Consider the following 14620-nt stretch of genomic DNA (forward strand, 5'->3'; position numbering starts at 1 on the left):
TTTAGATTAACAGCATAGCTAAAGTTGGGATGTCGCTCAGCTAATAACCTTAATTTATATCAACAACGTGTTGGTTGGCCTTGAGCGATTAGTTGATAGTTTTATTAACCCAATTGGTAATGATGAGCAGAACATTCATTTTTGAGCATGCAGATATAAGCCATTTTCGCGAAGGGTTTGTTTCTCACTTATGCGCACTAACCGATGAACCATGTAAATATAAAGGTGACAATATGGTCGATATACACACCGGCATGTGCATTTCAGAGCGAGATTTTAGCCATGTTGTTGACTTGTTCATTGCTGCTATGGATGAGCAAAACGTTAATCACTCGCTACAAAATTAAATTCTCTCTAGAATGGTGCCATTGCGCTCAGAGATAATTAAAATTTAACTAATTTAGTAGCGTTTGTACTGCTTGAGCTATTTGTCGGGGCTCTATTGCCTTTATAATTTCATTTTGTAGCAGTTGCTGACCATTAGCTACCAATGCTATTTTATTTATCATTTTTGGATCAACGATACTCCAAGGAGATGTACCGAGTCCAACCACTGCTACGAAAGGGACATTAAATGCCGCTGCAATATGCATAGGACCAGAATCAATAGTAATCATCAAGTCGACTGCTGCAATTGCATCTACCATGGCTGCAATTGATGTTTTGCCTGCAAGTATTGTTGACTCAATATTTTTGTTTATTAGCTGATTATGTATATATAATGCATCTTCTTTTTCACTAGGATCGCCAAATAAGTAAAAAGTACAATCGATGTTTTTTGCTACTTCTTCAAGACTTTCTAATGCAAGATCGTGAGGGTAGTGGCGAAGGCCTTTATTCTGACCACCAAAATAAACCCCGATAGATTTTTTTTCTTGTTTAAGTACTAAATTACTTGTTTCTTTAGTCAATAATGTACTTGGCATTATTGAAAATGGATTACCGTGAAGTTCATTTACAAGTCTACAATAGCGATAAATATAATGATGATTTTTATTAAGTTTTAGTTTATGCGTAAGCAACGGTGAACGGCCATTTTTAGCATAACCGACGCGATATTTGATGTTTGCTAAAAAGCATAAAATAGCTTCAGATAGTGAGTTACGCATTATAAAGGCTATTTGGATATTCGCGGCTCTTAATTGCTTAGCCTGCGCCAACATCGAAACTGAATTAGACGATTTGAAACGTTCGTCAGGTATGATCGAGTAATTTAAATCACGTTCAAATAGCTCTACAAATTGAGGCCTTACAAGCAATATTATTTTTTGGTTGGGGTATAATTTTTCGATCAATTGTAATGCGGGAGTACAATTTATAGCGTCACCTATAAACGTAGGTAATACTATTAAAATATTACCTGTTATTTGGCTGTTATTTAATTGGTTATTCTTGCGCATCTAAAGAGATCCCTTAATATACTGTAAATGCTAGGTATTTACTTATCGCTATAATTTGCGGAGCTAAATCAAAGCTCTATTATAATAGAACTTTTCAATTAATTATATCATTGCCTATTTTACACAAGTTAGTAAGATCTTGATGCTTATTTTTATTTATCTTACAAGCTTTACAGCCATTTAATAAGCTGTAAATTTTTTAGAGAGCATATCAAAGATGGAAAGAGCCATAATGAAAAATATAGTTACTTGCCAATGGTTAAACACTCATCTTAATGATGATAATTTAGTTATTTTTGATGCCGGTATGGTGCGTCCCGGTAAGCTGGGTAATTATAACCCCAAGGCTATATTACCAAATGCTCAACGTTTTGACTTAAAAAAACAGTTGGCCGATAGCAGTAACCTGCTGCCACATACGATGTGTAGTGCTGAGCAATTTACTGAGCAAATGCAGTTGATGGGCGTAAACAATGACTCTTTAGTGATTATTTATGAAGACCAAGGCTTGTTTAGCTCTGCTCGCGCTTGGTGGATGTTTAAAGCGATGGGGTTTGACAATGTTAAGGTACTTAGCGGCGGTCTTGCCAAGTGGCAGGCATTAGGTTATTTCACACAAGTTGAATACAGCCATAGCCATCATCATAAAGGTAACTTTATCGCCAAACCCCGAACAGATCATTTCATTCACGCCGCGGCGGTGTTTAATGGTATTGATGACGACGATGTTTTGCTATTTGATGCTCGTGGCTATAAGCGTTTTACAGGTGAAATGGCTGAGCCACGTGAAGGGATGCGCAGTGGTCATATTCCGCACAGCGTATCGTTGCCTTTTACTACATTGCTTGAAAATGGTGAAGCTAAGGCGATTAAAGAGATAAAAGCTGAGTTTGCTAAGCGTATAAAGGGGCAAAATAAGTTACAGTTTAGCTGTGGCTCCGGGGTGACTGCGTGTATTCTTGCGCTGTTTGCAGATGAATGCGGCTATACTGAGCTAAGCGTTTATGATGGCTCTTGGAGTGAATGGGGCGCCCGCTCTGATTTACCTATTGAAACGGGCGTATGTCCTAAGCGAAGTTAATATTTTCGAAAAGGACAGTTCTTGCAGTTGTTTTGACAGCACTTACCGCGCTTTAAAAAGAACCAGCGAGTAAATACCATCATGTTATTTTGCATCTCATAATCGAGATTTTCGATTAAATTTTCGTTATTACAAAAAGGCCTAGCAAAAGCGAGTTGTTGTTTTAATGGTTGTTGATAGAGGTTATTTAAAAACTGATTAATTTTATCCAGCGCACAGCCTCGGCATAAGCAACGAGTTGCTTTGTTATCAGGTGGTAAAATAGCGGGTAGCTCATTACACCAGCATGCAGTGATATTATCAGCATTACAGCTAAGTATGACTTGGCATTGTGAGCAGGTTAAAATAGTCATTCAATATTAGGTCAATTTAAAAAATAAATTTTCAGCCATAGAATAACAGATAATTAAACATGAACAGAGCACAAGCATTAACAGAGTTTGCTAGCTTTGGTGAACATAAAGATGAGGCCATCGGTATTATCGTGTCATCAACCGCCGATGAAGCTACAAATTATACATTAACCTTAGAAACAGTTTTAAATTTACTCAATCGCTGTATTCAAGGCGAAATCGATTTAGACGACCTTGAGTTGTGGGCCAATGTTATAGAATCAAGAACCGACATAGACCATAGTGCTGTCGAAGGTGTTATTTTTGCGCTAAGTAATAGTGAGCAAATGGGGGAGCTTGATAAGAGTAAAGTCGCGAGGTTGGTTGAGTTGTTGGCAAGTGAATAAGGGGTTGGTTATAGCAATATAGCAGCTAACTTAACCTTAAAATGCCTGAAAATAAAAAGCGCGGCATAAAGCCGCGCCTACGGTATAAGTATTATCTGAGGCCGGTTTTCTCAGAGCCTTTTATCTAGCTTCTAGAGCTTGGCCCCTAAAACCTATTATTTATGATATCCCAAACACGTTTCTACTTCGTCTTTTGAGCCTAAGATCACGGCTACGCGCTGGTGGATGGCGTCAGGCTCAATATCCATGATGCGCTCTGTGCCTGTTGAGGCTATGCCGCCAGCTTGCTCTATTAGCATAGCCATTGGGTTAGCCTCGTAAAGTAAGCGTAGCTTATTAGGCTTGTTTGGATCTTTGGTGTCGGTAGGGTAGGTAAAAATACCACCACGACATAACACGCGGTGTACGTCGCCGACCATGGCGGCTATCCAGCGCATATTAAAGTTACGTTTACGTGGGCCTGTATCGCCAGCAATTAAGTCGTTAATATAGTTTTGCATAGCTGGTTGCCAATGACGCTGATTTGAGGCGTTAATAGCATATTCGCTTGTTTGCTCTGGTACTTGAGCAAAGTCTTGCGTTAATAAAAAGCTGCCGTGAGTTTTATCGAGTGTATAAAAACGCGTTCCTTTACCTGTGCTTAGCGCAAGTACGGTTGATGGGCCATATAATACATAACCTGCGGCAACTTGGTCTTTACCCGGTTGCATAAAAATACTTTGATCGGCAGGATCTGAGCCTTCAGGCGCTTTCATTATTGAAAAAATAGTGCCCACTAATGAGTCAATATCAGTATTTGACGAGCCATCTAATGGGTCAAAGGCAACTATATAATTTGCATCTGGGTTACCGGCTACGGTGTAATCTTCTTCTTCAGAGGCAATAGCTTTTACATAGCCTGATTCCAGTAATATATCTTTAAGTAGTTGGTTGGTGAGTACATCTAGTTTTTTTTGTGTTTCGCCTTGAATATTCTCATCAAGTGTTGAGCCTAAAGCACCTGAAAGAGCACCTTGGCCAACCCGAAATGAAATTTCTTTACAAGCCGCTAATATAGTTCTGATCAACGAGATAAGTTCCCTTGGGCAACCGTCTTCAAGTAATACTGGTGGAAGTCTACGCATTCTATTTTCCTGATAACGTTAATAGCAATGGCATTTTTAAGTGTGAGAGTGATGCCAAAGCAAGCGCTGAATTTCATCTTAAATAGCTGTATTTTGGATCAAAACCCTTATACTGGGTACACTCCAAAGTATTTAAAACGCGAATAACAAAGATAAGATTATGCAAAAAATACCATTGATACGTTACATGCTCTTCACTGTGCTACTGACTATGATACCTCATGCGCAGGCAGCAATTAAGTCCATAAATGATTTTACTCAGCAAATGAATCATTTTCCAGGCTACTTTTCATTTTATTACGATACTGAAAGCGGAAAAATTTATTTACAGGTAGATAAACTAAAACAACCTTTTTTGTTACAACAAAGCTTGCCTTATGGGGTAGGCTCTAACGATATAGGCCTTGATCGAGGTCAGCTTGGTGATACACATTTAGTGCAGTTTGAGCACTTTGGCAATAAGGTAATGTTGCGCGCCCTCAATACTTACTATCGCGCAAACACCAGTAATAAATCCGAGCAACAAAGTATAAAAGAGGCTTTTGCATCGAGCATTTTAGCAGGGTTTAAAGTGGTTGCTGAGCGCGAAAATACTTTGTTAATTGATTACACACCTTATTTATTAAGTGACGTGCATGGTGTTAGCCGCACCTTAGCGGCGCGTAAACAAGGTCACTTTAGTTTAGATGAAAGCCGCAGCGCGGTTGAAATGAATCGTTCTAAAGCGTTTGTAAAAAACACCGAACTTGAAGCAGTACTTACTTTTAAAGGCTCACAACCTGGAAAATATATTCGCCAGGTAAGTGCTGACCCTTATGCCCTAACTGTACATCAGCATCATTCATTGATTGAACTGCCTGATGATAATTATACCCCGCGTAAATTCCACCCGCAATCAGGCTATTGGAGCATTGAGCATAAAGATTATGCTACTGCGCTTACTGAATCAATGCTGGTGCGGACTATCCCGCGCCATCGACTTAGTAAAAAAGATCCCAGCTTACCTATTAGCGAGCCGGTTAAACCGATTATTTATTATCTAGACCCCGGTGTACCTGAGCCTGTTAAAACGGCGTTATTAGATGGCGCTAAATGGTGGGATGAAGCATTTTTAGCGGCAGGTTATAAAAATGCCTTTGTAGTTAAGGTGCTACCAGATAATGCCGATCCGATGGATATCCGTTATAACGTAATTCAATGGGTGCATCGTGCAACGCGTGGTTGGTCTTATGGATCATCAGTGATTGATCCACGTACGGGTGAAATTATCAAAGGACATGTAACGTTAGGATCGCTACGGGTTCGTCAAGATATTCTGATTGCTGAAGCGCTCGCCGCCCCCTATATTGAAGGTGATGAAGTAACAACACGGTTACAAGCGATGGCGCTTGATCGTATTCGTCAGTTAAGTGCTCACGAAATTGGTCATACCTTAGGCATTGCTCATAATTTTGCTGCCTCAGTAGCAGACAGAGCCTCCGTGATGGACTACCCGCACCCATTACTTAGTTATAACGATAACAATGAGCTTGATGTAAGCCGAGGTTACGCGCACGGTATGGGTGTGTGGGATACACAAGTAATCAAATATGGTTATAGTGACTTCACCAATCAAGATGAAAGTGCCGAGCTGACTGCTATTCTAGCTGAAAATAAAAGTAAAGGGTTGGAGTTTATTTCAGATCGTGATGCTCGCGCTCAGGGGGGAGCACATCCAACAGCCCATTTATGGGATAATGGCACTTCTCCAAGTGATGAACTAATGCGTGTGCTTGAAGTGCGTAAACATGCTTTGGCTAGTTTTGGTTTACATAACATAAAAGCGGGTACTGCACTTTCACAGCTTGAAGAAATGCTAGTGCCGTTGTATTTATTTCATCGTTATCAGGTCGAAGCCGCCGTTAAGTTAATTGCGGGTGTTGACTATGATTATGAAATGCGTGGTGAGGAACCCGTAAAAGGTGCACAGGTAGTCGTTAAGCAAACCCAGCAAGCCGCATTGGATGCATTGCTTGCCACTTTACACGCTGAGAATTTAGTCTTGCCTGAGTCAATATTGGCACTCATTCCGCCTAAAGCGTATGGCGAGAAAAAATCACGGGAAAGTATCGTTGGTCGTACTGGGCTTATTTTAGATGCTATGGCACTGCCTGAAGTGGCCGCGCAGCATAGTTTATCGTTATTATTAAACCCTGAACGTTTGAATCGCCTTGCTCAACAACAAGCACGTAGTAAAGCATTTTTTAGTTTAGACAGCTTACTTAAACAGCTTTATACCCAAACCTTTGAGCAAAAGTCATCAACAGGGATGACGGGTAAAGTGATTCAGCGAGTACAGTTATTAACAGCAAAGCAAATGGCTGATTTAGTTGCTAGCAATAAACTCGCGCCTGAAGTCCAAGCACAGCTTAGTTATTACCTTAGCAAACTAGTGCAAGACTATCAGCAAGAATCGTTTTTATCTGATATTAGTGTTGGTGATAGTGCCTTTAAGCAATATTTAGCAGACCAAGTTCAGTTATTTATAGACAATGGCAAGTGGCCTGAAAACTTTAAAGTGCTTCCTATTCCGCCGGGTTCACCTATTTAAAGGGAAGTGTGGTTTGCTATGATCACTTAAGCGTGATGTGAGGTCGCGGCTATGGTGCTTGGTTCATAAAATCAGTTTTTCTTGCATAAAAGTGTTTTTTTGATAACCTAAGCGCCTCCCAAATTAAGAGTTGCAGAGGTGTGTATGGTGTTATTATCTCGTTCGTTGCTAGCGATGACCATTGCCTTTGCAAGCTTTTCCAGTGCAGCAGTTCTTCCTAAAAAACAATGTGATGTTGAACTCAGCCACGGCTTAATAATTACTGATGATGTTATTCGTATCGTCGACAAAGGCCAAACTCGGGTACAAATAAACAATAATAATCAATTGTTTATTCGTGGTTCATTGGTTGACTTAACTCCTGAAGAAAGTAAGGTCGTAGAGCAGTTTAGTTTAGGTATTCGAGACACAGTTCCAGAACTTGTTGATCTTGCTACAGATGGTGTAAACCTAGGGCTGAGTGCTATAGAGCAAGTGGTTGAAGGAATGTCTGATAAAGAGCCTGAAGTACTCAAAACCCAGCTACAATATGTTGAACGTGCGTTGATGGATAAATTTAAACGTGGTGATGACTTCTTTTTTATTGCTCCGCAGTCGCTATCAAAAATAGATGATTTTTTTACCAAAGAAATCAGCCAAAAAATTCACTCAGCCGTACATGGTTCATTAGGCGCTATATTAATGTCTTTAGGTGATGCGTTTAAATCTCGTGAAGGTAATATTGAAGACCGTATCAATGATATGGGACAACGAATGGATATCATTACTCAAGAAATTGATAAATCACTAGAAAAAAAAGCTCAGCAATTAGAGCTTAAAGCTGCAGAGTATTGTGAGTGCTTAAATAGCTTAGATGCCACTGAATCTAAGCTACAGGCTATTGTTCCTAGTATGAGCGATTTCGACCTCGTAGAAATCAAATCTTAAATCTTATTACTAACAGTCTTACTAAAAAATGTAAGGCATGTTTCTTTGCATCTATATAAGCGTTCAGATATTGATTTCATTGGTAGATAGTTGACGATATTCACCCGCTGCTAAATTATCATCTAAGATAATATTGGCTATTTTCTCGCGGTGTAATTCAACTACTTTATTATCAACGGCAGCAAGCATGCGCTTTACTTGATGGTATTTTCCTTCGCAAATAGACAACCGTAAACTATAGCTTTCAATTGGCTCAACAATAGCTGGCTTGGTTAGTTCTTTTTCGTTATGTAATTGTACACCATCACGTAATAACTCAGCAGCTTCTGTTGTTAGTGGCTCAGCAACTTCAAGTAAATATGTTTTAAGCTTATTATGCTTCGGTGAGGTAATTCGATGGGACCAATCACCATCATTAGTAATAAGTACCAAACCCGTGGTGTCAATATCAAGTCGCCCAGCAACATGAAAGTCACTTAAATTGGGTTCATCAAGCAAGTCGAATACTGTTGGGTGTAGGTTATCTTTGTTGGCGCAAACATAGCCCACCGGCTTATTAAGCATAAAATAGCGTTTACCTAAATACCTGAGCGTTTCACCTTGCCATACGACAGTGTCATTTTGGGTTACTGGTTGATCAAATCTAGTGGCTACTTCTCCGTTGATGGTGGCTGCTTTTCGCTTTATTCCTGCGCGGGTTTGGGTGCGTGTTGTTTCTGCTAAATGGCTGATAAATTTATCTAAGCGGCAAGGGAATTTCATTTGATTTACTTCTTTAATCGACAACAATACCAGTAATTATAAACGATAGTGATAAACCATAATAGCGATGCCAATAAGTCTTTATTTGTTACTTTACTCATTAAATTGCATTGGGATGAGGTTGTTAGTTTTGGTTATTATTGTTTATCAGCTAAAGTACAGCAGTGATAAAGGAAGATAATTTAATTCTTTATTCCTGAGCTATGCTTTAACCAACTCTTTAATATTCAGCTAGAGAGGGGTCTATTTATAAACAAGGTAAATAATGGCTTAGTTGAACAGAGTCGACTAAAAACGTTTGCTTTTTTATTGGGGTCGCATTTTTAGTCCGCTACAATGCTTTAGTTTTTATAAAATAGCGACAAATTATGACAACAGTCTGTGGGCCTATAGATGCGTTTTACCAAACGCAAATTGCAGCTGGTAAATTACAGCCAGATCAAGCTCAACTTGCCGCTGTTAAAGCGCTTGATGAACTGGCAGGGCAATTACAAACCCCACATAAATGGTGGCAAAGGAAGCCTTTCATACCTGGCGTATATTTATATGGCCCAGTGGGGCGTGGTAAGTCGATGCTGATGGATGTGTTTTATGAGCAGGTTACAGTTACACAAAAAACACGACTACACTTCCATCATTTTATGGTTAAAGTACATCAGCGCTTAAATGAACTGCAAGGTATTAAAAACCCGCTAGAGCTCATCGCTAAAGAATGGTCAACGCAAACTCGGTTAATTTGCTTTGATGAGTTTTTTGTCTCTGATATAGCAGATGCGATGTTAATGGCTGGACTTTTTAAGGCATTGTTTGCTAAGAAAATTGTGTTGGTTGCTACGTCAAATTGCGCACCTGCTGCACTATATTATAATGGTTTACAGCGAGTGCGTTTTTTACCCACTATCGATTTGATTAATCAACATTGCAAGGTGCTTAATGTTGCGGGGCAGGTTGATCATCGTTTTCGCTTTGGCAAATATCATAACTATTACTTTATAAAGGCTGAGCCAGCATTATTAACCGCGCACTTTAATGCATTTACTCCCGCTGATAAAAGTAATGGCAGTATCACAATTTGTAATCGGCAAGTGCCAATTATGCAAAAAAGTAACAAAGCCATTATGTTTGACTTTATGGCGCTATGCTCTGGCGCACGCAGTACTCAAGATTATATTTATTTAGCCAAGCACTTTAGCCGCTTATACATAAGTAAAGTGCCAGTTATGGGCAAAAATGCTAGCGCTAAGCAAATAGTGCATGGTATTGAAGATAGCTACCAGCGCGAAAAACAAGACCTACAAGAACATCAATTCGATGATGAAGCCAGACGGTTTATTGCTTTAATAGATGAGTTTTACGACCGTGGTAAGTTAGTGGTTATTAGCGCTGACGTGGATATAGCAATGCTGTATCAAGGTAAACGTTTGGCGTTTGAATATCGTCGTACTGAGTCGCGGTTAGTTGAAATGCAAAGCTGGTAGCTAGCAGTTAAAAAAGATAAAAGGCATGCTCTTGCAAGACATGCCTTTGATAACAACCTAGTTGGAACATTAAATAAGCCTTGGCTTATTTAATGAATTAGTTAAAAGCTATATTGCGCACCTAAGTACACATAGCGCCCAGCGCCACCGCCATATTCGGTGTAGTAGTTACCACGCCCACCTGGGTAGAATGCGCCTCTATTATCAAAAATATTATTAACGCCAGCAAATATACGTAAGTCACTCTGGCTTGTTAACGCCATGGTGTAAGAAGCAGATAAGCTATGTTTTAGGTATGAACCATAGTCTTGATACTTTAGCGGCTCGGGGTTTGCAACACAGGAAGCTTCACTTGCTGCACAGCGTTCGTCGTTTGCTGCTATAGCATCTAAGTAATCTTCCTCATCTTGTTGATCAGCTTTAAATGAGCCTAAGTAGTTTGTACGCCAACGAATACGAATATCATCCATACTCCATACTAATGACATGGCGGCTTTATCTTTCGTACGACCATAACCTGCATACTGTGTGGTGACATCTTTGCCGTCTAAGCCTTCATACGTTTGTGAATTTTCAATGACGTGGTTGTAATCAGCTTTAAGTGAAATATTACCGTAGTTGCCAATATCAACCTTATAGGTTGCGACTACGTCATAACCGCGTGCAGTGAGTTCATCTAAGTTATATTCGCGTTGTAGAATTTTAATAATATTACCTTCGCTATTTCGGGTAATGTCATTACAAAACTCATTATCATCGCCCCATGCAGCTTCTGAGTCATAACACTCGGACATAATATTTTCGTTACTGATCTCGTCAATTGCATCAACGATGGCAATGTCGTAGTAATCAATAGCAAGGTTAAAACCACCTAAAAATTCAGGTGCTAATGTTACGCCAAAGGTGTAAGTATCAGCGGTTTCTTCTTTTAAGTTAGGGTTACCAGTGCCGGGTGAGTAGTTGTTGTCTTCACTTTCAAACTCAAAATCAGGGTTTTCAGCAAGCTGATTCGCAAGCGTTGGCTCTAGGCGGCAATTAGCATGGCCAGGTTTAGTTGATGTAGCCGTTAAACCATCACAAATATCATCATATGAGTCAAAATCGCCACGTGGTGGCGACATTAATTCGGTGATAGTTGGTGCACGCTGAGCACGTGCATAGTTAGCACGTACCATATAACCATCAACGGGTTGCCATAATAAACCGAGTTTATAGCTGGCTACAGTATTGACGTTTTCCATACTGTAATTAGCTAAACGTAAAGAGGTTTCAGCTGATAAGCTTTTTGCTAGCGGCGCATCTTGTAAAAGTGGAACTGCCAGCTCTGCGAAGGCTTCGTAGACTTCTACTTCACCATCAAAAGAGGGTACAACGTTAAATGTGATCCCGCCGACTTTCATGTCTTCACTCGTATCTAAACTTTGCGAGTCTTTACGATATTCACCACCAAATACGGCAGATACATTGCCCGCTGGTAATTCAAATAAGTCGCCGGTGATATAGCCCATTAAGGTGTATTGTTGAATCTTAGTATCAATAATCGGATTCGTACGGATCCAATCAGCCATGTCTGGTGTAATAGAACCCTCACCAAATAGATTTAGCGGAACGCAACCTTGTGCGCGAGCGTCAGCATCAATACACTGAATGGTTCCATCTGCTAATTGCTCTGCCTGCAACGCTTGATTTACACGTACCGTGTTTAATTCGTTATTACGCACTTGGTGTTGCTTAAACTGGCCATAGCCTGCTGATACATCCCAATCCCACTCATGGTCAAACATTGTGCCTTGCAGGCCTGCCCAAGTACGAATTGTTGTACGGTCATTATCAGTACTAATATTACCTACCTCGCCAAAGCGACGGTCCCAATAAATACGGTCTTTATACGGGTTACTATCAATAATTTGTTGCGGTACATACGGGTTATCAATTGGGATATAACCGGGTGCAATATCGGCAACTGGATCGCCTGTTACAGCGTCATAGCGAGGAACAGCAGCACCTTCATACTCGTCTTCAGGAGATTTACTATTGAACGAGCCACTTTTGCTGTACTGAATTTGGCCATAAGCCATGATATCGTCAGTCAAATCGTAATCGATTTTTACTGCAGTAGATAAATTATCGCTGGGTACATCAAGCATTACATATTTACTTGAGTTGATCCCGTAAACCTCTTCGTTGCCTTTCCAGTCATCACGGAGTGTTTGGCCGTCGTACCAAAATTGAGTGTCATTTTTACTGTTTTCTAAAAATACACCGCCTAAGGTACCGTCGCTTTTGCTCATCCAATCAGCTTGGCTGATATCCCTCATGCATTGATAACCGGTTGCGGTATTCATTTGGTTACACATCAGCTCATCATCATAGCTGTGCGATGCTTCTATTTGCGCGCGGTCGCGGTCATAGAAGGTCATGCCAAAGTCGCGATCCCAGTTTGAGCTAAAAAAGACGTAACCACGGTCATCGCCAAATGATGTACCGTAATTTAAATCAAGCGTAAATTCTTTGCCGCCGCCCTCTGTGGTTTGACCGCCTCGGGCTTGAAAATCTAAGCCTTCTTTTTTTGACTGGGTAATTATATTAACCACACCAGCAACCGCATCAGCGCCATATGTAGCAGAGGCTCCGCCACTAATTATTTCAACGCGCTCAACCATACCGCTAGGAATAGTATTTAAACTAACGTAATTACCGCCGTAGCTATTAGACACAACGCGACGGCCATCAATGAGTGTTAATGTACGATTAGCACCTAAGTCACGTAATTGCACTGTTGAAAGCCCAGTGCCTGAAATACTCGATTGGCTGGTGGTATTACCGATACTCTGGCTCAGTGCTGGCATGTTATCGATTAATACATCTGATAAGTTACCTAAGCCAGTATCTTGAATAGCAGAACGATCCATGGTTACCAGCGGTGTGGCGACAGAAAAGCTATCACGTTTAATACGTGAACCTGTAACCGTTATTTTTTCTGGTATTTCTAGTTTTGCTTCTGCAGTGCTATGTTTTGATGCAGTGGCTTGGCGTTCAATTTCAGCATTATTAGCAATGGCTTGGCTTGAAAAGCATGCTGTGATTGCGAGTGCTAATGCACACTTATTTGTTGATAACTGGATCATGCAGTTTCCCTATTTATTGTTTATTAGTTGTTATGTTTTATTTTTATAAAGCTAAAACATTGGTCACTTTGACGGGCAGTTCAAAGTACTACGACCAATGCTTTAGCTGATGGGGTTTGTCGAAATTAGTTGTAAGTAATTGTGAAATAAAACACAATGAATGACGTCTCGTTTATATCCCTATTCTATATCTATTAAATATCTATTCTTTTATAATCAGACGGTTGTGATAATTTTTTACAAGTATGTTAAATTGTGTTCATGTAGCTTATCGCGTTACTTTGCTTTTCTTAGCAAATAAAGGTTATCCTTCTAGATGTCTAAATTTAAGGTGTAAACACGTTATTTATGAGTATTGAACAGCCATTTTCAGTTGGAATATGTCAAGTTAATGTGCTTGAAAACACGCTGACGTGTAATGGTGATGAGCGCGTGTTGCAACCTAAATTTATTGAGCTGCTTGGTTTTCTAGCCTCTCGCTACCCAGAGATTGTCACGCGTGAAGAGTTAATAAATAACGTTTGGGATGGCAATCATTTTGTGGGTGAAAAAGCCCTAACGAATGGCATTTGGCATGTACGCAAAGCCTTTAAAGAGCTTGATCCAGATAATGATTATATTGATACTTTGCGCAAAACTGGTTATCGATTAGCGCAGCTCCCTCACTATGTAAGTAATGATCAATATGAAGCTGTGCCTGTTAATAACGGGATATTTAAGCGTTATTGGTTTTTAATATTAGCCGTAACTCTCGCATTGATAAGCGCTGTTATTACGAGTATGTCACTGGACAATTCCCCCATAAATAAAAAATCCCTTAGTGAACATGTTGAAACCATTACTAGCAGTCCCGGGCGTGAGCTGTTTCCGACCATATCGAAAGATAACCATTACTTAGCTTACTCATGGCGGCGATTAGGGAGCCAACGTAACCTTTACTTACATGATTTATTATCACCCAATAAAGCATCTATTGCGCTTACTGATAACCAAGCAATTGAAGGGCGAGTCGTGTTTAGCCATGACGCGCAGTCGATTTATTATTATCAATATCAATCCAGTGGTGAGTGTCAACTGGTTGAGCAAGTGATTAGTAGCGGTAAAATAACCAAACTGGCTAAGTGTATTGAATCGTTAAGTAGCGACCTCGATATAACTAACCAAGGTGATAAGTTAGTTTTTTTAGGACCTAGAAGTAGTGCTGATAACGGCCAACAAATAAATAATTTTGCCCAGCTTAAAATAATAAATCTTAATGATCATTCCGTCACGGAGGTTGCTTGCCAAGCATGTAATTTTTATGATGAATCAGTGGCTTTTTCTCCTACAGGTGAGCAATTAGTGGTTTCACGTAATTTACCAACAGGCCACGAAGAGCTATTTATTCTTGC

11 protein-coding genes and 1 pseudogene are annotated in these 14620 nt (G+C 40.0%); 7 read left to right on the forward strand and 5 right to left on the reverse strand.

The genetic code is table 11. The annotated features are described in order from the left end of the window. Nucleotides 1-24: 24 nt before the first annotated feature. Nucleotides 25-347, forward strand: a pseudogene (locus ACT3RM_RS07030) (group I truncated hemoglobin). 48 nt (nt 348-395) lie between these two features. Here ACT3RM_RS07030 and ACT3RM_RS07035 read toward each other — a convergent pair. Next, nucleotides 396-1400, reverse strand: coding sequence for a glycosyltransferase family 9 protein (locus ACT3RM_RS07035; protein ID WP_441834216.1), 1005 nt, complete (start codon nt 1398-1400; stop codon nt 396-398). A 232-nt stretch (nt 1401-1632) separates the two neighbouring features. On the opposite strand from ACT3RM_RS07035, the gene ACT3RM_RS07040 reads away from it, so the two are divergent. Further along, the gene (locus tag ACT3RM_RS07040; protein ID WP_441834215.1) at nt 1633-2481 is read left to right on the forward strand and encodes a sulfurtransferase; all 849 of its coding nucleotides are present in this window, start codon (nt 1633-1635) and stop codon (nt 2479-2481) included. On the opposite strand, the gene ACT3RM_RS07045 is transcribed toward ACT3RM_RS07040, so the two are convergent. After that, the gene (locus tag ACT3RM_RS07045) at nt 2478-2834 is read right to left on the reverse strand and encodes a DUF5522 domain-containing protein (RefSeq protein WP_441834214.1); all 357 of its coding nucleotides are present in this window, start codon (nt 2832-2834) and stop codon (nt 2478-2480) included. The two genes, ACT3RM_RS07040 and ACT3RM_RS07045, sit on opposite strands and share 4 nt — an antisense overlap. 59 nt (nt 2835-2893) lie before the next feature. On the opposite strand from ACT3RM_RS07045, the gene ACT3RM_RS07050 reads away from it, so the two are divergent. Further along, a complete protein-coding gene (locus ACT3RM_RS07050) occupies nt 2894-3220 on the forward strand; it encodes a hypothetical protein (RefSeq protein ID WP_441834213.1) in 327 nt (108 codons plus the stop codon). Between the two features lie 155 nt (nt 3221-3375). On the opposite strand, the gene ACT3RM_RS07055 is transcribed toward ACT3RM_RS07050, so the two are convergent. Further along, on the reverse strand, nt 3376-4344 hold the full coding sequence (locus ACT3RM_RS07055) for a class 1 fructose-bisphosphatase (RefSeq protein WP_441834212.1): 969 nt from the start codon (nt 4342-4344) through the stop codon (nt 3376-3378). 160 nt (nt 4345-4504) lie between these two features. On the opposite strand from ACT3RM_RS07055, the gene ACT3RM_RS07060 reads away from it, so the two are divergent. After that, on the forward strand, nt 4505-6934 hold the full coding sequence (locus ACT3RM_RS07060) for a zinc-dependent metalloprotease (protein ID WP_441995160.1): 2430 nt from the start codon (nt 4505-4507) through the stop codon (nt 6932-6934). 144 nt (nt 6935-7078) lie between these two features. Further along, entirely contained in the window at nt 7079-7861 is a 783-nt protein-coding gene (locus ACT3RM_RS07065) for a YggN family protein (RefSeq protein WP_441834210.1), read from the forward strand. A gap of 63 nt (nt 7862-7924) precedes the next feature. Here ACT3RM_RS07065 and rsuA read toward each other — a convergent pair whose 3' ends face one another. Continuing rightward, entirely contained in the window at nt 7925-8623 is a 699-nt protein-coding gene (gene rsuA / locus ACT3RM_RS07070; RefSeq protein ID WP_441834209.1) for a 16S rRNA pseudouridine(516) synthase RsuA, read from the reverse strand. A gap of 368 nt (nt 8624-8991) precedes the next feature. On the opposite strand from rsuA, the gene zapE reads away from it, so the two are divergent. Then, nucleotides 8992-10101 (forward strand): cell division protein ZapE, encoded by a 1110-nt coding sequence (gene zapE, locus ACT3RM_RS07075; protein WP_441995162.1) that lies wholly within the window; start codon nt 8992-8994, stop codon nt 10099-10101. 101 nt (nt 10102-10202) lie between these two features. Here the strand turns inward: zapE and ACT3RM_RS07080 are convergent, their stop codons facing one another. After that, nucleotides 10203-13229: a TonB-dependent receptor domain-containing protein gene (locus ACT3RM_RS07080; protein ID WP_441993023.1), complete on the reverse strand. Its 3027-nt coding sequence runs from the start codon at nt 13227-13229 to the stop codon at nt 10203-10205. A gap of 348 nt (nt 13230-13577) precedes the next feature. Here ACT3RM_RS07080 and ACT3RM_RS07085 point away from each other — a divergent pair. Then, nucleotides 13578-14620: winged helix-turn-helix domain-containing protein (locus ACT3RM_RS07085; protein WP_441995164.1), on the forward strand; the 1043-nt coding region annotated here is incomplete at its 3' end.

Origin of the sequence: Pseudoalteromonas sp. AOP7-A1-14, from assembly GCF_052376275.1 — a bacterium.
Taxonomy (GTDB): domain Bacteria; phylum Pseudomonadota; class Gammaproteobacteria; order Enterobacterales; family Alteromonadaceae; genus Pseudoalteromonas.